The sequence below is a fragment of the Bradyrhizobium sp. CCBAU 21365 genome, from assembly GCF_015291305.1.
In the GTDB taxonomy this organism is placed as follows: Bacteria; Pseudomonadota; Alphaproteobacteria; order Rhizobiales; family Xanthobacteraceae; genus Bradyrhizobium; species Bradyrhizobium elkanii.
Genome location: NZ_CP030036.1, coordinates 976,819 through 997,618, shown reverse-complemented (window position 1 = coordinate 997,618; position 20,800 = coordinate 976,819). Strand labels below are relative to the sequence as shown.

Below are 20,800 nucleotides of genomic sequence, written 5' to 3'. Positions count from 1 at the left end.
ATGCCGGGCAATCAGCAACAAACCGCCCTTTACAGCGCCGGCAGGCACGCACCGTGAGCATCGGCAGCGGATGTTCTTCCAAGGGGATCAGCCCTGTATGTTTGTTAAACTTAAATGGGGAAGCTGTCGAGAACCTGATGACGACAATTGCCGCGCCAAGACAGCATGGCGCATGTGCCTGCGCGCTTCGCCGTCAACAGCCGATAGACCGAAGATTCAGAGACAAAATACTGCTCCTCATCGGTGAGGCGTACGGCCAGCTTTCGCGGCGAGGACTATCTCCAGCCAACATCTTTGTGAATCGACGCTGAACATTGACCCATCAAGCACTTGGGACGCCGATCGGCGTCCGGACCCCATATGGACCCCGCCCGATTGCAACGACCGACTTGATCAGGATCGACGGCCACAACTACTGACGTATATCCGGCTTCTTGATGCGGCTGGACAACGTCTTCGCCGCGAGCCTCGATGGTTTTCGCATGCTTCTGTGAATCGGCGCGGGGGTCCGACGCCGATCGGCGCCGGGGTCACTTTTCCGGCACTTGAAAAATCAAGACGTTAGCCCACGAGATAGACTGATTGAGGGGTCAAATTTCGATCCGCATTCACATACGATCGAGCCACTCCTGCTCGTAGGGCAATTCGTCGAGCAGCAGCAGGGCTTTCTTGCTCAGATCCCGCCAGTCTGCGGCGGGCGCCTCAAGGATCCTCTCCGCAATTCCGCATGCGGTGTGGGTCATCTCCTCAACGATCTCGCTGGGAAGCGGCCCACGGGCCAGGTCGGTCAATCGGCGATGGGTGTAGAGAAACTGCGAAAGGGTGGTGGGTCGTTCAGCGGACGGAAATGAGGCGGCTTGCAGCATTGGGCGGGTTCCTTTATTGTGCATCTATCACCTCTATGGTGACAAATGCACTATACAGGAATTAACCATGGTGACAAGTGCACAAATTAGGGCGGCGCGCGGTTTGTTGAACTGGACCGTTCGAGACCTTGCGGAGAAATCGGGTGTGCACAGAAACACCGTGACGAGGGTTGAGACCGACGCGACGGCACCGGGTCATTCGATAGCCGCCATCCGCGCCGCCCTCGAATCTGCCGGCGCCATCTTCCTGGCAGATGGTCAATCGATCGATGGCGGCCCTGGTGTGAGGCTGGCGAAACCGAAGGCCTAGCTGCCCACACCTATCGGGGCGCTTCGGCGCGTCCATAGGGATGTGGGTGCTGCCCTATTGTAAAGCCACACTCCCATTCCAGCGTGCGGCGGCAGCAACGATTCGGTGGCGCCCGTGTCGACCGTTGATCTCAACGCCCTCGCGACAGATCAGTATCTCAACGCCAAGCAAGTTCGCGAGCGCTACGGCAGCGTATCGAACACTTGGCTATTCCGGCGCATGCGCGATGCGGCCTTTCCGCAACCGTCGACGCGCCTCGGTGGCCGCACCAGGTTCTGGCTTCTATCCGAGTTATTGGAGTGGGAGCGGAGCAAGCTCCCTATTGACGCGGACAGCGTAGGCGAATGATGACCAAACGGTTCGCGATCCGCAGTGACGAACCAATCACGGTCGATACACTGGAGCGTTGCTTGGATTGTCTTGCGATCCTAATGGATCAGTCGCCACAAGGCGGTGAAGTCTATCTCCCGATCTTCGAGCGGCTTGAATCAGAGCTTGCCACTGCGAAAGCGAAGGAAGACATGATGGAGCGAGCGCGCGTTAGGGCCGCGCGGTTTATGCAAGAGCACTCGATTAAGAAGTAGCCGCTACGTCTTGGCTGACTTACGGAATTTTTCCGCATTCTCCGCAGCTACAGCTAAGGCCCGCGACAACTCAAGCGCCTGCTCCACTGTCACTTGGAAGTGAACGCCGACAATGCTTGCAATGACGAGCGTGATTTCGTCGTCCATCTGCTCAACACAGATCGCCGCCGATTCATTTAGTTCGATCTCAGCAATTAGTTCGATCTCAGCAATACGTCCGATGAGATCATCCGGTTCATTCGTCATGGCTACAATCCATCCGGCGATTGGGCTCGCGACTGGCGTAGGGTCCGCTCGACAGCAATTCGAGCCCAGAGAACACGAACTGGTCAACTACAAGAATTTGTAGTCGCACACCTACCGCAGTGACCGGCATGATTGCGGACCGTCGCAGCGGAGGCCGCAGACGCAATTTCGGAGGGGGATGTGCCTGCGGCCTAGGGGGAACTGATGAGCGAAAGCTTTAGGGTTGGTTTCGCGATAGCCATCACGGCAGCCGTAGTCGCAGGGGCGTTTTTTGCTATCCGTTTTTTGATTGGCTTTTACGGATAGGATCTCGCCGCCCTACTTCCACCCGAACCTGTCGCAAATCGATGCGATGATTTTGTCGATCGCTATCGCGATGTTCTCATCAGCATATTTTCTGGCCAGGGCGGCAAGTGCGACTATCTGAATCAGAAAAATGCAGATGACGGCCACAAATCCTAAGTGGGGAAATGTGGCCAAATCAATTAGCGTAATGCGCGCGCATATCCAGTAGAATCGTTCCTCGCGGCGCTCATCGGCCTTTTGAGCCCAACAGTCCTGGGGGGGGCGCGGGGGCGACTCGGCGTCGCGAAACATGCGAAACGACGCTGTCCCTGCCACACCCGCGCCGCGGTGAAGTTAGCGGCCACGTGACTCGGCGCCTCCATACCGAAGAAGCGCTGTCCCTATCGCGCGCGCCACTAACTTCCGTGGTCAGCCTTACCGCCTTGAGCTGCAAAACTGACCGCCCCGCCCCCGAGGGGGGGCATCAACCCGCGGGGGGCCCTCGCGTTGTATCGGCGAAAAGCCTCCCGGGCCCCTACCAGGATTGGTTGGGCTGCCTGGGCCGCCACTGAACGCTAAACTGGTCACCCAGCCTTTGCAGCACGAAGGAGAGAGCCCTGTGGTTAAACTCGCACGCGTTCGCTGCATCAATAAGACCGACAGGATGAATCCCCACGAGAGGATTGAAAGTGTCGGAGGTGAATATTCAAACGGAAGTCAATGGAAGCAGTCTGTCGTTCAGACGATCAGAGACATTGAAAGCGGCGAATGGGAGTTCTATGTCGAAGAAGACGGACTCATGGCTGGCGTGGTCGTGGCCGAACACAACGGGCACAAATACATCAAGACAACGGCGGACGGCGTTCAGCCAGACAATCTTCTTTCACTGGCTGAGTGCCCGTGATCCCCACTAGCGACGGCCTCCACGGCTAAGACCCCCCTTCCGCGAGCTAACGCTTTTTCCTTCCGGCCGCCCTGCGCATCCCGACACGGAGCTTCAGGGCCGCCAGCGCGGCGGCGCTCGTCAAACGATTTGCGCTCGTTCCAATCGGCTACGGCGCGGAGACTCGCCGCACCGGCACCAGTGGAGATGGCCTGCTGCAGATGCGAATTGTTTATTCCCTCGGCCCGTTTCGGCTTCGATAAAGTGCGAGAAATTCTCGCACTTTCTCCAACGGCCATTTCTGCCTGCACCTGCTCCCAAATCTCCTTACGTCGCTTGATGTAAAACCTCTCGCACCTAGCCAACCACCGGACATTTGCGGAGAGCGAAGCCGTCTCTTTCCGGTGGACAGCCTTTGGTTGCGATAGCAACTTGGTCGTTTTTCAGGACGTGAGATTTGCTTATGCGCGATTAGCAACTGCCGTTTTCTCGCGTTTGCTCGGATTGCACCTCAAAGCGCGAACGAAGATCCTACCGCCGATTACTGTCATGCAGTGCGATTTTGACCGGTGCGTGATGCTGCTCTACATTTACACGGTCATAATGATCGAGTCGTGGCTCGATTTCTGGCTCGCGTCAGCCCAACGTCTCGCCCCAGCATGCTGCCCGTGCTGGGGTCTCTCTTTCGGAGACTGACTTGGAGTCCTGGCAGCCTGTCGGTCGTGATTGAAGCAAGACAGTCCGTCACCCTTTCGTCAGCTATCGCGAGCGCACCCAGTGCCTTTTATGACTAACCCGCACACCGCAAGCAGCGCGGGCGCGCTGGCGAAAGTCTCACAGGCATGCCACCCGAACCGGTTGGCACACACGCGGCTCTCCTAGAAGAGCGCGTATGCGTGCAGCGATCTTCCGCGCCTCCTTCGGCCCGAGGTTGGGTTTCAAGCTGTCGAGCCTCCTCGGCATTAGACGTCGCGATTTGGCGATCTGCTTGGCTCAAAGACTGATCGGCCGCGCTGGCCTGATTGGCTGCAAACACCGCAAGCGCTTGGGACCGCAGGGACGTGATTTGCTGCTCGAATATGTGCATCCATTGGCCTGTAGCTACCCTGTGTGGTGACGTCGCAAGCGATGGTGGCCAGCCTTCGCCCCTTGGATTGGCAGGGCTGGCCACCTTTGCTCCCGAGGGGCCCAAAATTCCCCCCTGGTGCCACCAAGGAGTATCGCTGAGAAGGACTGGAAGCACCTACCAGTACCAGTGGGTTGTCGCGCCCCCGCGTGCATGCCATATCAAAGTGCTCGGCCTGCAAATGTTCGAGCTGGCTCCGCTCATAGGAGTAACCGCCGTGCCTAGGACCGAAGTGGTAGCGGCAATCCAAGCATTCACGGACTACGTCCGTAGGCCAAGCCATACACCGGCAGAAGACACGTACGCGCCACAGCGAACTGAAGAACAGCTGGCCGATTGGCGATCCCGGGTTGAAGTTATCTGCTCAAAAATGGACGCGGTGGCGGATTGCCCTCTTTCGACCTTATCCGAATTCGAGGCGCTCAGACGCGAGATGGGGACAGATTTTCCCGCAACACCACCCGCTTTACTAAACCGTGTAGCGGACGCATTTTTACGCTGCGGGTCGGCGGATGCCGGCCCCTTAATCAGGACGGAGCCGGATGATGCCTAGCACATTCTCGCTGCACAAGATCGACGAAGCTATACGCGACCTCGAAGAAAAAGTTGCTCACGGTGCAGAAATCAGCCGCGAGGAGCTCGCGAGCGGCATTCTGCGGATTACGAAGCGTCTTCGAGATGAACTCGAAGCCGCGCTCAAGGTAATCGATAGCCTCAAGGATCACACCGGGCTCACGGTGGCAGCCGCGCGACCTAAACAGCGGGAACGTTAGCGGCCACGTGACTCGGTGCTTTGGGGTGGACCGATAAAGCGCTGTCCCTATCGCGCGCGCCACTAACTTCGCCCGGTCAGCCTCAAGGGAGGGAGAAGCTGACCGGGCAACGTATCCTCCGGACGAATGCCCTAGAGCAACTACCAGGATTGTGGGCGGTGACTTGGCAATCAGTCTCGGATCGCAGGCAGCGCCGTGGCGAGTCGCCATCGGCAACTTACTACCAAGGAAGGTACAGCGCGACGAACAGTACCAAGAGGATTAGAGCGCACGCCCACGCGAACAATAGCGCCTTATCCATCGGCCGATTCCGATCGATCTCCTCGGCCGCCCGCAGCGGCGTACCACTGCGGCCTTTCTGTTGAGCAACACAATGGGTGGTGCATCACTCGATTCGTAGATTTTCCGCCGACTCCTTTCCGCGATTTTTCACGATGTCGAAGCTGACTTTTGCGCCCTCTGCGAGCGAAGTAAAACCAGCCTTCTCAACCGCGGAGATGTGGACAAAGACGTCATTGCCGCCGGAATCCGGTTGAATGAACCCATACCCCTTTGTTGGGTTGAACCACTTCACTGTCCCAATTGCCACCTTACTTCTCCATTTTTCAAAAATGAAAAGTAGTGCGCGACTCCGACAAAAGAATGGCTTGTCGCGACGCGCGTCCGCAGGCCATACGGGTGGCACCGATCTTACATCCTCGCCAGGACGCTAAGCGCGTTCTGACCTGCCACGTTGATGTTGTTGGCGTTGGTGCCATCGCCCTGTTCGTTGGCTGAGAACACGTGCAAACCCAATAGTGGCGGAGCCGCGTACGCGGCTGCTCCACCGACCTGAGTAGTATTCGTCCGCCTGCAAGAACCCCCTGACCAATGAAAACGTTGGTCGCATCCACGCCAATACCGGAAACCGCGGCTGCTGAGTTCGTGACCAGACCAATGCGTGATGCATACGAAATCTGCGTCGCATCTTCGGCCAGCCCGAATACAGCCGACACCTGATTGCCTGCGGACGCTCTCGCCTGCCTCACGGTCGCGCTGGAATAGGTGTATGCGAGGCCGCTATCGATCGCCGCTGCGGATGCCGTCACGCGGTTATAGGCATTCCACACGCCGAGGTACCCAGCCACACCGCCAGACCCCGAACCGCCAAGAATCCAATCAAGTTGCGACGATGCATTGCTGCGCGTGGTGCCTCCGCGCCACGCTGCCGGCCCATTGGTGATGGCTTGATTGTTGAGCCAGATACCATTGACCTGGCCCAACGCCGTTCCAGCCGAGCGCACCGTGTCGCTTGTCCAGTCGGGACCGTGAGGCAGCCGCAGCGTACCGCTGTCGTTCCAGACAAACCAGTCATTGACCTTGCTGGCGCCGATCGCCGCGGGGTTCTTGGTGATGTCGGTCGTCGCGATCGACAACTCGGCAAATGTCGTCATCGTGAGTTTGGTGCCGTCATAGATTGGCACCTGATTGCCGTTGTAGAGCGCATAGTACAGCGTCGTTTTGGCGCTCTGCGTCGTCGTCATCACGGGCGTTGCGCTCACCAGGGTCAGGCGACCTTGCGGCGGAGACAGAACCCCGAGATTGCCACGTGACGTTTGAGCACTCGCCACGTCCGACAGATTGTTGGCGCTCGACAGATCACCAGCCCCAGGCTGGCCCACCACGTTGAAGTTCCAGTCCGCGAGCGTGCCGCTGCCGCCGGTCTTGTCGGACGTCATGGTCAGCGTCGTGCCGCTGTAGGTGACGAGGCCTTCCATCCAATTCGCCGTGTTCGCCGCCGAGCTAGCCCGCACGCGAGCGCCATTCTGATAGGCGAGGCCGGCCTGCGTGGTGAACGCTTTGGATCCGGTGCCGATAGCGAGCGACGTGGTCGAAGTGCCGCCATACGTGGGGGCGTTGGCCCCCGCAGCACCGGTTGAGCCCGTGGCGCCAGCATCCCCCTTCGACGCCAGCAATTGCCAGTATGTCGCATTCGGAGGCGTGTGGTTGGTGTGGCCGAGATCGGAGGTCATTCGATCGATCGAGAACGGGACCAATACATTCTTTACGTTGGTCGGCGGTAAGCGCGCGGACGTTGGCGTCGTTAGCGGCCCGAACGGAAAATATGTTCGAACTCACGCTGACGGCTACTACAACGATAACCTACTAGCTCTGCCGGAGTGTCCGTGAGTTTTAGTCAAGTAAATCGTCCGCCTCCTCTGCCGGCGCCCAACTGATCTTGCTCGCATCGGCCGGTGTCGCGCCCATACTGCTTAGGCACAGCCTCAGTAGGCTGAGCGATTTTGTACCCATCTCCGCGCCGCTTTGCAGGCGAGCGCGCAAGACTGATGCGATGGAGACAAGACAACGGTGAGATGCATTGAGCCATGGCAACTCGCTGGCGAATTCACGCCATGCATTGGCCTGTTGCTCGTTTAGCCAAGTGGGTGGAGCGCCGATTTCGGCACCGGTTGGATCGTTGCGTTTATAGCGGCCAGCATTGATGATGTGCCGGCCTTCAACCAGCGCCTTGGCGGCCGGCTTTCTTGGTCGTGGCATTTTGCCCCTGGGGGTCCGAATTGCAGATGCGCGTGAAATGGGGGGCCGCCGGTAGCTAGTGGCGGCAGTGGGAGGGATCTGACCCACCCCTCCCCCTGCGCTTAAAGGATGCCGCGGGCCCGCATCTTCGCTTCAACGCGCCGTCGTGCTGCCTGGTTGTTGCTGGATGCTCGACTGATCTGAGCTGAGGTGTCCTTGCCGTAGGCTCCCCACAGGACCAAGCTGATCTCGAAAAGTTTGGCCTCGGTGATGAGGCGCTTCGGAATGTCGCCACCGTCGTCCCACTCCTCGACAACTGGAGTAAACGACACGCTCACCTCGTTGACAGTGCCAAGGCCTCCTGCCCTAAAGGCGCATCAGGATGCGGCTCTAACGAGTAGTAGAGTCCGACGTTATCCGAACGTAGTTTGAGGGTGCCGTTGCTGATGCGCCCCAGAGGCCTGCTGACATCATGACTGCAAAGCGCGGCGACGTCTGGATTTTGCGCGATGTGCTTGTCGAATGCGCCGCGCGCGAAGCGTTCCTCGAAGAGCCCCGCGATGATGGCCGGCCGATTCCAGGAAATCGCGAATCCTGAGATGGTTTCAGCCATTGCGTTGCGTCACCCGCAATCGTTTCTCGCGTTTCGCTTGCATCAACTTGCGCGCAATCACGGCTGGTGAGTCCGAGCACTCGGAGTGTCGGCTTTCGCCAGGCATCTTTACACGGCGCCGAACTGGCTTTCGGTCGGCCACATCGGAAGTGCGTTCGGATCCCTTAGACATTGTGGCCCGCCTCCTTCACTTCCTTCAAAAAGTAAAAAGCGCGGCCTTCGCGCCGATCGCCCAAGAAGTGCGCGCGCACTGGCCGCAGATAACCGAGGCGCACATCCTCGCGCTCCAGATCGTCCAGCAGCGCGTCGTGCTTTTCTCGGGCTTGGCTGCTTCCAACGCGCGAGCGGCCTCACATACCGCACCCAAACGGCGCTGGTACTCTGGCATCACGGTGAAGCACACGAGCTTGGAGGCTACGTTCCGCGCTTCGTCTGTGCGCCTATGCAGGACCTCCCGCGCTGACTCGATGTTTGCTATCTCCGTGGTGACTTCGCGGAGCTGCCGCGACAGATCGGCAATGCTGTCAGTAGGATCGTCACCAAGCAGCGCGGCCACGCCGGGCGAGATATGTTTCCCAAAAGCCGCCCTGCCCGCCTCGATCTTACCGCGCAGTTTCGAGCGCTCGCTGTTGAGCTTAGAGTCTCTCTGCTCCAATTCCACGCGTTTCGCGATCAGGTCGGCGTACGAGCTGTCGGCCTCCGCGAGGCTGGGGACGCGGAATTCGTCGGTGGTCTTCGTCTTCAACGGAGCCATTAGGCAACAACCTTTCCAAACAATGCATCAATGATACCGGCCACAGCGGCGACGTTGATGGTGACTGACTTGTGATGGCCATTGGATTGCCAGTGAGCGCAATGAGCGCCCGGCTGACTGAAGCGACTGACCGACCCATCAGGTTTGTGAATCGCGACGGCTCTACAATTGCAGGATACGGCAACCTGAGATTTTCGCGCCTCCGCGACGCCAGTGCGTGCGTCCTCGACCAAAATCGCAACAGCGATCGGCGCGTTGGGAATCGACTGCGGGGCCCCATCCAGGTTGACACTACCGGGTGTCATCGCGTGGTAGGCGCGGACCGCGTCAACAGCGGTGTGCAACTCGGTGTCAGAGGCGAGCGCAACAACGAGGTCGAGAACATTGTCCTCGTCTAGCTCAGGCGCAACGCCCGGTGCGCCGGAAGGCAAGATTCCGGCTTCCTGCAAACGCCTGGCGATTCCGGTGCTTCGCGAGCGCGGGAAATCAAGATGACGCTCGATCGCGTCGAGCACGTGATTCCAAGTGGCCATTGGGGCCGCTCTCCTTTCAGGATTGGAAATTGCGATTGGAGGGTTAAATAAAACGCCGCATGCAGCGGCTTCGCGGCTCAGGGCCGGGAAAAAGTGGCGACGCCGGGTGGTGGCCAGCGCGCCGAGTGCACGTCACGTCAGACCACAAATCGTGGTCTTCAAGGTGATACGTTCCCAACTATGGCGAAAACTGGATTTTAAGCCGCCAGCGCGATTTTCCTCCGGCGCGGCCTGTTCCTGCGAATGTCGGGCTCATTATCATTGGCCACCTGCGTCAGGAATCGCTTGGCGTCGATTGCCCGGATCATGGCGTCCTCAACGGCACCGAATTGCATGAGCCGAATGCCGCTTGTCGCCGGGGCGGTGCGGCCCGCAAGAAATTCAGCGCCCTCCGCAACTGCATGCGACCACCTGGAGTACGGTGCGCCCACGTCCTGCTGCCAATCCAGTAGCTCTGGCCTGGCGGGCTTGCCGGGCTTGTTGGGGGTGGCCGCCTGTTTGGTGCGGCGCTTGCCTTTGCTCTGGCGATATTGCTCGGCAGTTGAATGCCATCGCCCGTCCAAACCAAACCACTTGGACATATCCGCATTAAACGTCGCCCTCGCCGCCGCATCCAATTGCCAGCCATGGGCCGGCCCCATACCGGGGAAGCGGCGGTGTAGAATGCGGTTCAGCTCGCCAGGGCGCGGGCGGACCTCGGTAACATGGTCGGCTGCTATGGGTTGGTCGTTGTCGTTTGCGTGTTGCATTGGTTGTCTCTCGTGACGAGCGTACCTGACCGCTTCTGCGGTCTTGTGCGTCGGCATCTGCGTGCCGATCGAATAATCAAACAATCAAAAAAAGTTATACGTAACTCGGCCACTGGTTCGGGCGGCTCGCGGGATCCAAGGGATTTGCTATATCCCCGCCCCATGTTTTGGTTTTCATTTTGCACTCGGAGATGTTTTCCTGGGGGCGCGGGTCCCTATGTGAACGGCGGGAGAGATCAGCTAGACCCCGCCGCCGTGCGCGGTGTGCGCGATGTGCGTGATTTTCACGTATGACTCTCTACACGCGCGCGCGAAGCGCCTATAATGGAAAAATCGCGCACATGTCGCACACGTAGCACCGACCATTGAAATCATTTCGTTTTCCCGTGCGCGATCCGTGCTCAATCGCGCACGCTAGGTTCTTTCTCGGCCTGCCTAAGCAGTTGCAGTCCGATATAGAGTTGTCCGCCGCGTACCCTTTGCCCCTTCTTGAAGCCACTCTTGGTCAGCGACTGGACAAATCCCTTCTGGCTTCCGGGGCGCTCGCCAGATGCTTCAGCATAATCGGTCCACGATTTGAACAGATCCGCGACGAAGTCTGAGATGCTACGATTGTCCGGCTCAACTCGGCAAGCATCCTTCAGCCACTGGCCGAACGTGTCTTGCTCGGCAAAATACGTTTCGGTCGCCTCAACAATAGATGCAGGTCGCACCAAACCATTGCGCTGCCAGTCCCGGCACCCATCAACCATCCACCGCAGAATGGCGGGCGCCTCACCGCGAAGCTTTGCTTCAAGTTCACGATCCGGCTTCGTCGGCTTTCGCGTGAACGGCACGATGTTGAATCGCCGCCGGGCTGCGGCGTCGACGCTATGCAGTGCTGGCTGGTGGTTTCCAACCACAAACAGTTTGAATTGCGGCTGGAACGTAAAGAAGTCCTGCCTCATAAAGCGCGCTGAAATCGCATCGCCGCCCGTCATCTGTTTTATTCGCGACTCGGCCCAAGCCCTGCCCTCCTCTGTCTCGCTGGCGCTGACTAGACGCGCACCGCGCAACATCGCCAAGTCTGTCGGGTGTCTGTCACTGCGGCTGGCAACGAACGTGTCCATTGACGCCGTAGTCGCATAATCGTGCAGAATATAGCTAGTGGTGTTGAGAAAAACCGATTTCCCATTACCGCCGTCGCCATGCACAAAGACAAGTGCATGTTCGCGCGTGTCGCCCGTAAGGCAGTAGCCGCACCACTGCTGCAGAAAGCGGATCATTTCACCGTCGCCGCCAGTCGCGTCTTGAAGAAATCGCAACCAAAGTGGACAGTCTGCCTGGGCAGACGGCGCGGTGGACGTTAGTTTGGTAATGCCATCTGCAGGGTCGGCAGCGCGCATTTTCCCTGTACGCAGATCAACGGTGCCGTCTGGCGTTCCGAGCAGAAACGGGTCGCGGTCCCAAGCCTCGATCGTGACGGCGAAGGTTGGGTCATTGCGAGCGAACCCCTCGACTCCTGAAGCGAATGAACGCTTTCGTATAGTCGCGAGCGCCTTCGGAGACAGGCCCTGTGACATATCGCGGGCCATCACCCTAACATGGTGAGCCGCAAGGCCGACTTCGTTCCTGCGCCAGTACGAACCATCCCATTCAAACCACGCGCCAGTGGAGTGGCAGAAGCGCAGCGTGTCTCGATAGGTGCTCGCGAATATATACGCAACACTATCCTCGGTTACCGAAGTGCCGGGATTAGATGCGGGTTTGTTGTCGTTGGCTGCGACAGGCTCCTCATCGCGGGCTTCAACGGTTGAATTGGACGCGTCGGTTTTAATTGCATTTTGCATTCAGCAATCGCCCTTCAGGACAAAGTTGATGTTGATCGACGCGCTGCGGCACGCCTGGCGGGTTGAGTAAGAAGACGAGCAACGCTGACTGGCTTGGTGTCATCGCCGCCGCCAACTCGTTTACGCAGCCACTCGGCGGCCTCTGACGCGGACATGCTGAGGCTGACTGAAACCATGTTGATCGGCGAGTAGCCGGCGTTTCCAGCCGAATAATCGACAATACCACTGGGCTGGATATTCAGCGCGCGGCCTCGCTTCTTCACCTTCGAGTTGATCGAGGGGCGGAAGGATGCAACAGCGTGGAAGCCGCCCTGGTACTTGCGCAGATCTTCGAGTCCAAGCTCCGGCACCCATGCATCGAGGCTAGCCAACGCGCGGCGTTGATGTGTCAGCCCACGGGTGGTCACTATCGACTACCACCGGGCCGCGGTCACTGGCTTTGCTGGCTGGCTTAATCAGCGTCCCGCGCTCGGCGAAGTACGCCTCCGCCCGAGCCAACAATTCGTCGATCGCCTCTGGTGTGATTTCCGGAAGCTCGGCCAACGGTGTTTCGGCCGGCGAACCGTTGAACCATTCGTAAGGTCGGCCCGTATCGGGATGCGTTCCGAACGCCACGAATTGCGTGCGTTCACCAAACGCCTCGACCTGACACTTGGCGCCGTTGATCAGGTAGGCGCCTGTTGCGCGCTTCTCGCGAGGCTCGGTGGCGCGGAATGCGAACAGGGTCTTCGGTGCCTTGCCCATCCGATACGGCGCTCTGTCCGACCCCGGCAACTCCATCACCATCGCGCGGATAGCGTCGGCAGTCTCAGCGTCCGGCGTGTCGACATCAAGCCCCACAAGTTCGCCGCAGAGCAGACCCGTATTTGTGGCGTCCGGATAGTTGCGAGCGATGCCTTCCATTTGCGCAGCGGACCACCGCGAGCGCTGCCAGTTACCCATGACAGCGGCTTTGCCACTACACGCGACGGGACGGTATCCGTAAGCAATAAGGCTGCGACGAAGGTGGATAATGCGCTTAAGCGTGGCCCGCATGTTGGCAATCGCCCTCTAAAACGAGAGATGAAATTGATTCGACCATCGCGGGCGAAAGCGCAGCCCCGCGCGCGTAAGCTCGATGCGATCCATCGGCCGCACGCACAATGCGCACGCCGAACAACTTCACCCCTTCGCAGACTTCGACGTCCGCAAGGGCAACGTCAGCACCGAGCGGCGAATGAGTGGCGAGGATTTTCATATTCCGGGTCTCCCTCGATCAGAAGCTTAGTCAGTTGCCGGTCGACCTGAACCGGATCGTAATACAGGTTGAACGAGCCGGGGATCTTGACCGGCTCTCTGAAGTTGTGGTGGAAATTGAGTTGTGGCTGCACACAATTCCTCCGTTCGTAGTGTGTGATGAGTAGTGAGATTTTTCGGGCGTGACACTAAAGGTCGCGCTGCAGATATTTGGCGGGCGACGCGGGGCTGTTGTTCACGCAGCTACCTTGGACTTGCCGTTATCGTTTGCGCCGCGGGCAGCAAGCCGCCGCCGCGCGCGTGTCATCACGTCATCCTTCGACTGCATAGCGGCAAGCTCCCGCTCCAGGCGTTCGACGTAGGGCGCGAAGCCCGGCCGGTCGTGCAGCACCATCACCTCGGCGATGAGAGAGCTGGCCTCGCAAATTCGGACAGTAGCTTGAGTGGATTTTCTGCCTGACAGCGGCGAGGATTCTTGCTGCGAATCAGGAGCGAAGATGACGAAGAAGAGCCGCCGGACGCATTCTCCGGCATTCAAGGCGAAGGTTGCTTTGGCTGCGGTCAAAGGAGACAAGACACTGGCGGAGCTGGCGCAACTGTTTGATGTTCATCCGAACCAGATCACGATCTGGAAAAACCAGCTCCTGGAAGGCGCCGCCGGCGTGTTTGGGCATGACAAGACATCGGCCGAGACGCCGGTCGATTTGAAGGCGTTACATGCCAAGATCGGCGAGCTGGCGTTGGAAAACGATTTTTTGTCCGGCGCGCTCACCAAGGCGGGCCTGCTGAGCGCAAAGCGATGATCGACCGCGGTCATGATCTTTCTATCGTGCGCCAGGCGAAGGTCCTGAAGCTGGCTCGCAGCACGGTCTACTATGAACCTCGGCCAGTTTCGGCCGAGGACCTTGCCTTGATGCGTCGGCTCGATGAGCTGCATCTCGATTATCCCTTCGCGGGAGCGCGTATGCTGCGATCGTTGCTGCGGCGGGAGGGCGTATACGCCGGTCGCCGCCACATCGCGACGCTGATGAAGCGCATGGGGATCGAGGCGGTCTATCGTCGCCCGAACACGAGCAAGCCGGCTCCGGGTCACAAGATCTACCCGTACCTGTTGCGCGGATTGAAGATCGAGCGGCCCGACCATGCGTGGGCAATGGACATCACCTACATTCCGATGCGGCGTGGCTTCGTCTATCTCGCGGCGGTCGTCGATGTGTTCAGCCGACGGGTCCTGGCCCATCGCGTCTCGATCACAATGGAGGCGGCCTTCTGCGTCCAAGCGGTCCAGGAGGCGTTGGCGAAGCACGGCAGACCCGAGATTTTCAACACGGATCAGGGCAGCCAGTTCACCAGCCTCGAGTTCACCGATGTGCTGCTGGACGCGAAGATCGCCATCAGCATGGACGGCAAGGGCGCCTGGCGCGACAACGTGTTTGTCGAGCGGCTCTGGCGCACGGTCAAATACGAAGAAGTTTATCTCCGCGCCTACGACAGCGTGTCCGAGGCGCGAGCGTCAATTGCCAAGTATCTGGCCTTCTACAATCAGGGACGCCCTCACTCGAGCCTTGACGGGCGCACGCCCGACGAGGCTTACTTCGGCACGCAAGCTATGGTGATGGCCGCATGACCGTCGCCGACGATTTTGTCGTCGCTCTGGTCGGGCTACGCCCTCCCGACGCAACGACAAAATCGTAAAGCCCCGCGTTCAGCATAACCCGGCAGGAATCCACTTAAATCCAGCGCGGCGCTGTCCAAACAACCGGGGCCAGCTCTGAGGTCGAGGGCCGCGTCAAGGCGATCAGCGGTAACCGCAGACGCATTTAAAGTGGTCATGGGTGTGGGAATTTTCGGTTAGCGTTGCCGCTGAGCGGCTGCATTACCTCGGCTATGAGCCGATGACGGACAAGGTGTCCGTCAGGCAGTCACGGGCGCGCCCTCGAATCGCGCAACGTCGCCATGAGTGGTACATAGCAGAACGGGACCTCAACCGCAATACGAAAAGTCAAATCAAGTTTTGTTACAAGTTGTATAGTTATGGGTTTGCGCTCTACCGCCCCTCATCGACTCGTTAGTTTCGGTAGCCGAGTCGGCTACCGACCCAAAAAGTAGATACACCGCGTAGATACACGTCGAAACGGCAAGATTTTAACATATTGAAATATAATAGGAAATCTCATCATTACCTGTGGTTACATTCCGCTAGGGAGCGCCATTTAAAGAAAATAATACAATAAAATCAGCTAGATAGCCCCAGAGGGCCATTCATATTACACACCTGTTTGCACATCATTGGCATGATGACCGCAATGCTCTTTCTGTCGTCAGCGCCGCGAAGCGGCGGAATGCCGCCATTAAAAGCAGCCGATCTCCGAGTTGGGGCAGTCGCTCTCGAAATGGAGGATGGGGAGAAGCGGTAGTGGCACGTCAAGCTGCATTGCCGCCAACTCTGCCGCCGCGCCTAATCGATCGTGAGGCCTCCGCAGCATATGCCTCGGTTAGCCCGAACACGTTTGACCTTCTCGTGACGGCGGGAAGCATGCCCAAGCCGCGGGTCATTCCGGGTACGAGACGACTGGCTTGGGACGTTCGCGAACTCGAGCGCGATCGACGCTCTGCCTCACCACGGGGAAGAGCACGCGACCGGCGTTGACGCCGATGTTGGTTGGGAGAGGTAGGCCATGCCTCGCAAACTGCCACCAAACGTCGAGCGCAACGTCGTCAAGGGGCATGCGTATCTGTCGTTTCGGATCGGAAAGGCTTGGCATCTGCCACAGTACGGGGACGCCTCAACACCTGCCGGCGCGACGCGGTTCAACCGCAAGGTTCGGCAGCAACAGAGATATGCCAAACAGCGCGCCGAGCGCCTGGCCGCGATGACGCCCCGACAGCGAGCGACGCACGACGCCTGGCACCGAGCCCGTCGCCCGGGCCTATGGGAGGCTATTTGGTTTTTTCTGAGATGAAGTGTCGACTATGCCTGTTCGGCCGAATGGTGGGATTGTCCCAACGACAGCCGCCGAATTAGAAGCGATGTTGGTTGGGGATCCTATCCGATGACGCGAAGACGCTCTTCGACGTCATTGTGTTCGACGGGTCAAATCCTGCGGCCTCGGTTACGCGAAAGTCTCGTAAGAAGGCTCGCAAATGAACCGTGGCTCGCTTCGCAATCGTCAGGCCGTCGCGTGGGCAATACTTCTTGCCGGCCTCGGGCTGTTCGTCGCGCTCTATCCTCCTTGGTAAGGGCCTTTGGGGAGGCCCTGCAAACGCCCGTTGATGTGGCCGAGGAAGCTGTCACATTACTTTGACGTACAGGTGCCAATTTTGTAGGCGCTGGGATTTCGGAGCCCAGACCGGAATACGCGGCGAACGCTGCCAAGCGAATATATTCCGCTTGTGCAGCGTTCAGGATCCTCTCAATTTCGGGAGTTCGGCGTGTTTGATGCTGAAATGACTGCGCTGCTCAGGGCGGTGCTCGACGAAGTTTGCGAAAATATTCCTGTAAGCGAAACGGGCGCCAGAGCGTACGTTGCTTCGAAGCTGCTCGATGCTGCGGCACATGGACAGCTCTCAACCGACGCGTTGAAAGCGGCGGGTCGCAAGGCCTTGAACCCACCAACGATGTGGCGCTGATTATCCGCTCCACATCACTCGATCACATCGTATTCGAAGGCGACGCCCTCCGGGTCGTTCTCCTCGAACCATCGTTCCGCGGCGTCCACCGTCGCGAAGACTTGATGTGATCGACGTCGCCGACCTGCTTGGCGGTGTTCACATAGACGCCCACCGTTGTGTTCCTTTTCAAAACTCGAGCCGGCGCTGTCCGTATCTAACCCAGTGTCCGAACCTGATTTAAGGGCCTAACATGGTAGAAGGCAAGCCAGCGGGGAAAGGCGATCCCACGTCCCGCGCGGGCAACAGGAAGGCTGAGCCATTGATCAACATTGCTGAGTGCCGCGAGCAGGCTAACCACTACAAGAGACTTTCTGGCGTGAGCGGCATTTCCAAGGATCGCGCCGCCGCCCTGAAAAACATCGCCCGAAGTTTCGTGGGTTTGGCTGGCCAGCTGGATAGACTGGCTTCCCGTGCGAGGAACGAGCAGAGGTAAGCAGCCTCAGCTGATGGCCTTAGTTACCAAGGTCGGCGGTTCTTTTTTTTGACCTTGGGAAATTTACGGTGGGCGCCGGTTCACGCTGGTGGGCCTAGCACTCCCGGCGCTCAAATCCGCAATTGGATCGGCAACCGGGAGCATTGGGGCTGGAATTGCCATGCCCAGCCATGTCGGCCCTCCAAGTGACAATACGTAGAAAACCGAAGTCCGGTAGTTGTCCGGACTCCATTTTCGGAACGGGGTGTTCTACTGAAGGAACACCGGCGCGATTTGAGCACTAATTTTTTTGTTATTCCGGGAATGCCGCAGTGGGGCTGGAACCACGCTGCGGCTTTTCCCATTCGGGGCGTACTGGTCCCAGCTGCGTTCCGTCGGGCAAACACTAACCTTTGACCCCTGCGGTAGCCTGCATCATAACTGTCACATGAAGAAAGGCGACGTGACGTGCCCTGATTGTTCGGCGGGATCTCGCCGGATCGAACTTGAATCCCGCAAGGGCAACGCCGGGCACTACAAGTGCCTGATCTGTGAGCGCGTCCTAGAGGTCTTCGACGGCTCCCGGGAGATTGCTTATCGGCTCGCCGTACAGCCGTCCGACTTGCATCCTGTGAGAGAGTAAGGCCGCCTCAGTTGGCGGCGCCTTATTGGTCCCTCTTCAGCTTGCGCCGGCCCCAGTGAGGCTCTTTGCCCTTCGGGTTAAACTCCGGGACGTGGTGGCGGTTCAATGCCCGCATGACCCCGATGCTGGCAAACATACTCGGGCCTCCACCTTCATCGCGGCTTGCCATTCCGATGCGGCGTGCTCTTTCTTCGGCGACGCGGCGATGTACTCGCCGGCGTCGAGCTGCGTCACCAGTATGCGATCGCCGATCGTGATCGGATCCTCGAAACGCCGACCCCAGCCTCGTTCCGTCATTCCTTCCGCTTCAGCTCAGGTCTCGCGGCAGCAATGGCGCGTTCAACCTCGTCGGCCAGAACTGTCAGATGCTCGGCCAGCCTTGTGAACATCTCGCTTCTTGGGTTCAGTAGCAAGATCGCGGATCAAGGCGCACTCGGCAGCATCCGTGCGGAGCTTTTCTAACTGAGCCTGCATGTCCTTCATTGCGACCGGTTCCGTTCCCGATGAGGAACTATACCGCTTTGGGCACAAGTGGACAGAACTGATTGCCGGTTTTTCCTATGCTCGTCACCACCTGGCGACCCCATTACCGCCAAGGTCACCTCCAACGGCCCCGGCCTCCACACTTCAAAAGCCCCCATGGCCGGGGCCGTTTTTAAGGTGGCTACCGATAGCCCATGTCGCCGATCGGCCCTTTTGCGTTCCAGTTGAAATCCGGTCGTACGTCTGCGCCGCGCCCGGCGCAGGCGGTGCAGACGAAGCGCGGCTCGACATCTGACAGCCGAACATCGTCGGGCCAGCGATCGGTGCCGAGCGCAACGTGACGGCCGCAGGGGCAATACATGAGGACGCCGCGCAAGCCCATCTCGCGCATCTCGCCAAAGGTGATCTTGATTGGCCGACCCTCGGCGTGCGTGGGCGTGTGGCGGCGGGCAGGGTGAGGCATGCCGAGATCCAACCGCTGCGCGGGCGACAGTCAAATTATCGATTACTGGTGGCTCGGACCGCGCGCGAGCTACTGCGCGTCGTGGGTGTGGAAAAGCGCTCACTGCGATCGACAGCGGTTTTGCGCCCGCCGGCCGAGGCGGTGAACGACGAGAGCGCGGGGCTTCGGTCCCGCGCCCAGATCAGCGGAAAATGGTTGTTCCTATATTGAAGGGCTGACGGATCCGCAGGGCTCATGGGTTAGGAGCACGTGCCCGTGCCAACATTCACGGTGCGTTTGGGCGAAGCCAATCAAGGCCAGGATAATCAAAGCCACTGCGACGCATCCGGCTACAACGTTCTGCATCATGGCTGCCACTCCAGGTAAACTGTGACTGGCTTACTCGGCCAGGCTCCGCCTCGCTGCCGCGCACCGCGCTGGGCGCCCGGTCACCGAGTGATCACCGCGGACGGTGACCGGGCGGACAAGCTATCTGGCGGGCCTTCTCAAAGCGGCGTGAGAATCTGCCAGATGACCACCAGCACCACGACCACCATCATGACGTAGATAATCCTACGGCCGGTCTGGTTTATTTGGCTCATCGGATCACCCTGCACGGTTTGCCCTTCTTGCGCAGTGGCCCGCCATCTGGTGTCGGCCCTCCGAGGTGCAAGGCCCACATGATGCCACCCCCCAGCTTGCGCCCGTCTACCTCGATCGGATCATCCTCGAACGGGCGCCCCAGCCTTGATCGGTCATTGCCACGGGCTGACACCGCCTGCGCTATCTGGCGAAACCGGAGTCTAGAAGCTTCAGAGTCGAAATCGGCCACTTGCCGTCGTGGCCACCGATCGAGATCCGGAGCCCGTGCACCTCGTCAAGGAAGACGTGATCAACCGTCCCCGCCTTACCGTCGGTCAGGATAGCCCCCCTGCCGATTAGCTCCGTCTCGGCAGCATGAAGTTCTCGAAGGATGTTCGTCGCTCGTTTGGTCCAGTCATCGGACATGGTCATGCCCTACGCGGCTGGCGGATTAGTGAAGATCAGTCAGAGCGGCAGATGCATTGAGGCCATCGGCGCTTCGCGCGAATCAGTGCCGCCAACCGTCCTTGTCGAGCTCGACCCTGAAACCTTCCGGCAGCCGCGGCGTCTCGCCTTCGGTCACGACTTGCAGCGCGGCTTACTTCGGTGGGCGCAAATCGCCTTGAAGCCACCGGCCATTGGAATGCATGGAATCTTCATGCGCTGCGAATGTCGTAAGTGCGTGATTGCAGACAGCGCAGCGAAACCTGTGCAAGTCCACGCTTAGGCTTGCTGACTGCGAATGTCGAGTTCGGCCGCGTCGATCAACGCTTTGGCGGCGGCAAATTGCCCAATTAGCGTGTCGAGAACGGCGGCTTGGGCTTGGATGGTGGCGATGTTGGCAGCGATTGTTGCCATGATGGAGCATTTCGTTTTTTGCTAGGTGGGATCGTAGTCGGTCGCAGCGAAGCCGCCGAACGACGGCCACGGTGCTGCGGGTTCAGGCGCGGGCATGATCGGCTTGTAAGCCGGCTTCGGCAGCGGCGGTGGTGGTGACGGCGGCGCAGGTGGTGCGGCTGGCGCTGGCTGCTCTACACGCGAAGGGAGAGGAGCAGACGCGACCTTCACGATCGGCGGAGCCGGAAGCGCTGGAAGAGATGCTGCGCGAGCCTTGGCGCGATCGATGCGCTCTCCCAGTCCTTCCAACAGGCTAAACTCAACCCGCTCCTGGAACGCATTGACGCGAACATGCTTGCCGATCAGCTCCAGGCGGCGCAGTCGATCACTCAACCTGATCTTCTTGACGTGACCGACTTGCCTAC

At 59.2% G+C, this 20,800-nt stretch carries 28 protein-coding genes and 2 pseudogenes; 9 read left to right on the top strand and 21 right to left on the bottom strand.

Annotated features, from left to right (window positions below):
- Positions 1 to 608: 608 nt before the first annotated feature.
- Positions 609 to 866 carry a hypothetical protein gene (locus XI02_RS04630; RefSeq protein ID WP_014498629.1) on the bottom strand — a complete coding sequence of 86 codons (258 nt, stop codon included), beginning with the start codon at positions 864 to 866 and terminating at the stop codon, positions 609 to 611.
- A 67-nt stretch (positions 867 to 933) separates the two neighbouring features.
- Between XI02_RS04630 and XI02_RS04625 the strand changes: the two genes are divergently transcribed.
- The 3 genes from XI02_RS04625 to XI02_RS04615 all read left to right on the top strand — a co-directional run bounded on the left by XI02_RS04625 (position 934) and on the right by XI02_RS04615 (position 1,760).
- Entirely contained in the window at positions 934 to 1,176 is a 243-nt protein-coding gene (locus XI02_RS04625; RefSeq protein WP_011090956.1) for a helix-turn-helix domain-containing protein, read from the top strand.
- Positions 1,177 to 1,290: 114 nt separating this feature from the next.
- On the top strand, positions 1,291 to 1,524 hold the full coding sequence (locus XI02_RS04620; RefSeq protein ID WP_223153795.1) for an AlpA family transcriptional regulator: 234 nt from the start codon (positions 1,291 to 1,293) through the stop codon (positions 1,522 to 1,524).
- The gene (locus XI02_RS04615; RefSeq protein ID WP_014498628.1) at positions 1,524 to 1,760 is read left to right on the top strand and encodes a hypothetical protein; all 237 of its coding nucleotides are present in this window, start codon (positions 1,524 to 1,526) and stop codon (positions 1,758 to 1,760) included. Before XI02_RS04620 ends, XI02_RS04615 begins: the two co-directional genes overlap by 1 nt.
- A gap of 3 nt (positions 1,761 to 1,763) precedes the next feature.
- On the opposite strand, the gene XI02_RS04610 is transcribed toward XI02_RS04615, so the two are convergent.
- Both XI02_RS04610 and XI02_RS04605 read right to left on the bottom strand, forming a co-directional pair.
- On the bottom strand, positions 1,764 to 2,006 hold the full coding sequence (locus tag XI02_RS04610) for a hypothetical protein (RefSeq protein ID WP_014498627.1): 243 nt from the start codon (positions 2,004 to 2,006) through the stop codon (positions 1,764 to 1,766).
- A gap of 318 nt (positions 2,007 to 2,324) precedes the next feature.
- Positions 2,325 to 2,603, bottom strand: a complete 279-nt coding sequence (locus tag XI02_RS04605; protein WP_014498626.1) for a hypothetical protein — start codon at positions 2,601 to 2,603, stop codon at positions 2,325 to 2,327.
- Between the two features lie 307 nt (positions 2,604 to 2,910).
- Here XI02_RS04605 and XI02_RS04600 point away from each other — a divergent pair, with 307 nt between their 5' ends.
- From XI02_RS04600 to XI02_RS04590, 3 genes are all read left to right on the top strand, one after another.
- On the top strand, positions 2,911 to 3,195 hold the full coding sequence (locus tag XI02_RS04600; protein ID WP_011090958.1) for a DUF3892 domain-containing protein: 285 nt from the start codon (positions 2,911 to 2,913) through the stop codon (positions 3,193 to 3,195).
- An 871-nt stretch (positions 3,196 to 4,066) separates the two neighbouring features.
- Positions 4,067 to 4,291: a hypothetical protein gene (locus XI02_RS04595; RefSeq protein ID WP_154694125.1), complete on the top strand. Its 225-nt coding sequence runs from the start codon at positions 4,067 to 4,069 to the stop codon at positions 4,289 to 4,291.
- Positions 4,292 to 4,845: 554 nt separating this feature from the next.
- Positions 4,846 to 5,073, top strand: coding sequence for a hypothetical protein (locus XI02_RS04590; RefSeq protein WP_223153796.1), 228 nt, complete (start codon positions 4,846 to 4,848; stop codon positions 5,071 to 5,073).
- 385 nt (positions 5,074 to 5,458) lie between these two features.
- Here the strand turns inward: XI02_RS04590 and XI02_RS04585 are convergent, their stop codons facing one another.
- Positions 5,459 to 5,662 (bottom strand): cold-shock protein, encoded by a 204-nt coding sequence (locus XI02_RS04585; protein WP_011090960.1) that lies wholly within the window; start codon positions 5,660 to 5,662, stop codon positions 5,459 to 5,461.
- Positions 5,663 to 5,678: 16 nt separating this feature from the next.
- On the bottom strand, positions 5,679 to 7,085 hold the full coding sequence (locus tag XI02_RS04580; protein ID WP_011090961.1) for a hypothetical protein: 1,407 nt from the start codon (positions 7,083 to 7,085) through the stop codon (positions 5,679 to 5,681).
- On the opposite strand from XI02_RS04580, the gene XI02_RS04575 reads away from it, so the two are divergent.
- Positions 6,997 to 7,242, top strand: coding sequence for a DUF3892 domain-containing protein (locus XI02_RS04575; protein ID WP_309248086.1), 246 nt, complete (start codon positions 6,997 to 6,999; stop codon positions 7,240 to 7,242). The genes XI02_RS04580 and XI02_RS04575 overlap by 89 nt on opposite strands.
- A 3-nt stretch (positions 7,243 to 7,245) precedes the next feature.
- Here the strand turns inward: XI02_RS04575 and XI02_RS04570 are convergent, their stop codons facing one another.
- The 10 genes and pseudogenes from XI02_RS04570 to XI02_RS04520 all read right to left on the bottom strand — a co-directional run bounded on the left by XI02_RS04570 (position 7,246) and on the right by XI02_RS04520 (position 13,698).
- Complete coding sequence (locus XI02_RS04570; RefSeq protein ID WP_014498622.1) at positions 7,246 to 7,611, bottom strand: hypothetical protein; 366 nt, start codon at positions 7,609 to 7,611, stop codon at positions 7,246 to 7,248.
- Between the two features lie 101 nt (positions 7,612 to 7,712).
- A pseudogene (locus XI02_RS45075) lies at positions 7,713 to 8,203 on the bottom strand (HK97 family phage prohead protease).
- Between the two features lie 196 nt (positions 8,204 to 8,399).
- On the bottom strand, positions 8,400 to 8,948 hold the full coding sequence (locus XI02_RS04555; RefSeq protein ID WP_223153797.1) for a hypothetical protein: 549 nt from the start codon (positions 8,946 to 8,948) through the stop codon (positions 8,400 to 8,402).
- A gap of 8 nt (positions 8,949 to 8,956) precedes the next feature.
- Positions 8,957 to 9,490, bottom strand: coding sequence for a hypothetical protein (locus XI02_RS04550; protein WP_011090966.1), 534 nt, complete (start codon positions 9,488 to 9,490; stop codon positions 8,957 to 8,959).
- Between the two features lie 197 nt (positions 9,491 to 9,687).
- Positions 9,688 to 10,239, bottom strand: coding sequence for a hypothetical protein (locus XI02_RS04545; RefSeq protein ID WP_014498619.1), 552 nt, complete (start codon positions 10,237 to 10,239; stop codon positions 9,688 to 9,690).
- Between the two features lie 401 nt (positions 10,240 to 10,640).
- A complete protein-coding gene (locus tag XI02_RS04540; protein WP_011090968.1) occupies positions 10,641 to 12,068 on the bottom strand; it encodes a phage/plasmid primase, P4 family in 1,428 nt (475 codons plus the stop codon).
- Positions 12,069 to 12,082: 14 nt separating this feature from the next.
- On the bottom strand, positions 12,083 to 12,418 hold the full coding sequence (locus tag XI02_RS04535; RefSeq protein WP_161536874.1) for a hypothetical protein: 336 nt from the start codon (positions 12,416 to 12,418) through the stop codon (positions 12,083 to 12,085).
- A 13-nt stretch (positions 12,419 to 12,431) separates the two neighbouring features.
- Positions 12,432 to 13,010, bottom strand: a complete 579-nt coding sequence (locus XI02_RS04530) for a bifunctional DNA primase/polymerase (protein WP_231088587.1) — start codon at positions 13,008 to 13,010, stop codon at positions 12,432 to 12,434.
- Positions 13,011 to 13,086: 76 nt separating this feature from the next.
- The gene (locus tag XI02_RS04525; RefSeq protein ID WP_129964954.1) at positions 13,087 to 13,305 is read right to left on the bottom strand and encodes a hypothetical protein; all 219 of its coding nucleotides are present in this window, start codon (positions 13,303 to 13,305) and stop codon (positions 13,087 to 13,089) included.
- 234 nt (positions 13,306 to 13,539) lie between these two features.
- Complete coding sequence (locus XI02_RS04520) at positions 13,540 to 13,698, bottom strand: hypothetical protein (protein ID WP_016846393.1); 159 nt, start codon at positions 13,696 to 13,698, stop codon at positions 13,540 to 13,542.
- Positions 13,699 to 13,801: 103 nt separating this feature from the next.
- On the opposite strand from XI02_RS04520, the gene XI02_RS04515 reads away from it, so the two are divergent.
- Together XI02_RS04515 and XI02_RS04510 are read left to right on the top strand one after the other, a co-directional pair.
- Positions 13,802 to 14,931 (top strand): IS3-like element ISRj2 family transposase gene (locus tag XI02_RS04515; protein WP_085967575.1). Its coding sequence is split into 2 segments (ribosomal slippage): positions 13,802 to 14,054 and positions 14,054 to 14,931, totalling 1,131 coding nucleotides; the frame shifts between segments, so codons are not numbered across the junction.
- A 1,766-nt stretch (positions 14,932 to 16,697) separates the two neighbouring features.
- Entirely contained in the window at positions 16,698 to 16,934 is a 237-nt protein-coding gene (locus tag XI02_RS04510; protein WP_011090972.1) for a hypothetical protein, read from the top strand.
- A 1,199-nt stretch (positions 16,935 to 18,133) separates the two neighbouring features.
- On the opposite strand, the gene XI02_RS04505 is transcribed toward XI02_RS04510, so the two are convergent.
- The 6 genes and pseudogenes from XI02_RS04505 to XI02_RS04495 form a co-directional block, all read right to left on the bottom strand.
- Entirely contained in the window at positions 18,134 to 18,328 is a 195-nt protein-coding gene (locus tag XI02_RS04505) for a hypothetical protein (protein ID WP_011090973.1), read from the bottom strand.
- Positions 18,325 to 18,514: pseudogene (locus XI02_RS45070) on the bottom strand (hypothetical protein). The gene XI02_RS04505 and the pseudogene XI02_RS45070 overlap by 4 nt, the downstream one beginning before the upstream one ends.
- Before the next feature lie 181 nt (positions 18,515 to 18,695).
- Positions 18,696 to 18,977: a hypothetical protein gene (locus XI02_RS04500; RefSeq protein WP_011090974.1), complete on the bottom strand. Its 282-nt coding sequence runs from the start codon at positions 18,975 to 18,977 to the stop codon at positions 18,696 to 18,698.
- A gap of 762 nt (positions 18,978 to 19,739) precedes the next feature.
- Positions 19,740 to 19,970, bottom strand: a complete 231-nt coding sequence (locus XI02_RS44820) for a hypothetical protein (protein WP_016847165.1) — start codon at positions 19,968 to 19,970, stop codon at positions 19,740 to 19,742.
- Positions 19,971 to 20,261: 291 nt separating this feature from the next.
- On the bottom strand, positions 20,262 to 20,396 hold the full coding sequence (locus XI02_RS45945; protein WP_016847164.1) for a hypothetical protein: 135 nt from the start codon (positions 20,394 to 20,396) through the stop codon (positions 20,262 to 20,264).
- Between the two features lie 21 nt (positions 20,397 to 20,417).
- Positions 20,418 to 20,768, bottom strand: coding sequence for a hypothetical protein (locus XI02_RS04495; RefSeq protein ID WP_161170744.1), 351 nt, complete (start codon positions 20,766 to 20,768; stop codon positions 20,418 to 20,420).
- Positions 20,769 to 20,800 lie beyond the last annotated feature (32 nt).

What these genes read in the sequence shown, in the direction of transcription:
- XI02_RS04630 (WP_014498629.1), bottom strand. Translation starts at nt 866, where the DNA reads ATGCTGCAAGCCGCCTCATTTCCGTCCGCTGAACGACCCACCACCCTT.
- XI02_RS04625 (WP_011090956.1), top strand. Translation starts at nt 934, where the DNA reads ATGGTGACAAGTGCACAAATTAGGGCGGCGCGCGGTTTGTTGAACTGG.
- XI02_RS04615 (WP_014498628.1), top strand. Translation starts at nt 1,524, where the DNA reads ATGACCAAACGGTTCGCGATCCGCAGTGACGAACCAATCACGGTCGAT.
- XI02_RS04610 (WP_014498627.1), bottom strand. Translation starts at nt 2,006, where the DNA reads ATGACGAATGAACCGGATGATCTCATCGGACGTATTGCTGAGATCGAA.
- XI02_RS04605 (WP_014498626.1), bottom strand. Translation starts at nt 2,603, where the DNA reads ATGTTTCGCGACGCCGAGTCGCCCCCGCGCCCCCCCCAGGACTGTTGG.
- XI02_RS04595 (WP_154694125.1), top strand. Translation starts at nt 4,067, where the DNA reads ATGCGTGCAGCGATCTTCCGCGCCTCCTTCGGCCCGAGGTTGGGTTTC.
- XI02_RS04590 (WP_223153796.1), top strand. Translation starts at nt 4,846, where the DNA reads ATGCCTAGCACATTCTCGCTGCACAAGATCGACGAAGCTATACGCGAC.
- XI02_RS04580 (WP_011090961.1), bottom strand. Translation starts at nt 7,085, where the DNA reads ATGACCTCCGATCTCGGCCACACCAACCACACGCCTCCGAATGCGACA.
- XI02_RS04570 (WP_014498622.1), bottom strand. Translation starts at nt 7,611, where the DNA reads ATGCCACGACCAAGAAAGCCGGCCGCCAAGGCGCTGGTTGAAGGCCGG.
- XI02_RS04550 (WP_011090966.1), bottom strand. Translation starts at nt 9,490, where the DNA reads ATGGCCACTTGGAATCACGTGCTCGACGCGATCGAGCGTCATCTTGAT.
- XI02_RS04545 (WP_014498619.1), bottom strand. Translation starts at nt 10,239, where the DNA reads ATGCAACACGCAAACGACAACGACCAACCCATAGCAGCCGACCATGTT.
- XI02_RS04540 (WP_011090968.1), bottom strand. Translation starts at nt 12,068, where the DNA reads ATGCAAAATGCAATTAAAACCGACGCGTCCAATTCAACCGTTGAAGCC.
- XI02_RS04530 (WP_231088587.1), bottom strand. Translation starts at nt 13,010, where the DNA reads ATGGGTAACTGGCAGCGCTCGCGGTGGTCCGCTGCGCAAATGGAAGGC.
- XI02_RS04525 (WP_129964954.1), bottom strand. Translation starts at nt 13,305, where the DNA reads ATGAAAATCCTCGCCACTCATTCGCCGCTCGGTGCTGACGTTGCCCTT.
- XI02_RS04520 (WP_016846393.1), bottom strand. Translation starts at nt 13,698, where the DNA reads ATGGTGCTGCACGACCGGCCGGGCTTCGCGCCCTACGTCGAACGCCTG.
- XI02_RS04505 (WP_011090973.1), bottom strand. Translation starts at nt 18,328, where the DNA reads ATGACGGAACGAGGCTGGGGTCGGCGTTTCGAGGATCCGATCACGATC.
- XI02_RS04500 (WP_011090974.1), bottom strand. Translation starts at nt 18,977, where the DNA reads ATGCCTCACCCTGCCCGCCGCCACACGCCCACGCACGCCGAGGGTCGG.
- XI02_RS44820 (WP_016847165.1), bottom strand. Translation starts at nt 19,970, where the DNA reads ATGACCATGTCCGATGACTGGACCAAACGAGCGACGAACATCCTTCGA.
- XI02_RS45945 (WP_016847164.1), bottom strand. Translation starts at nt 20,396, where the DNA reads ATGGCAACAATCGCTGCCAACATCGCCACCATCCAAGCCCAAGCCGCC.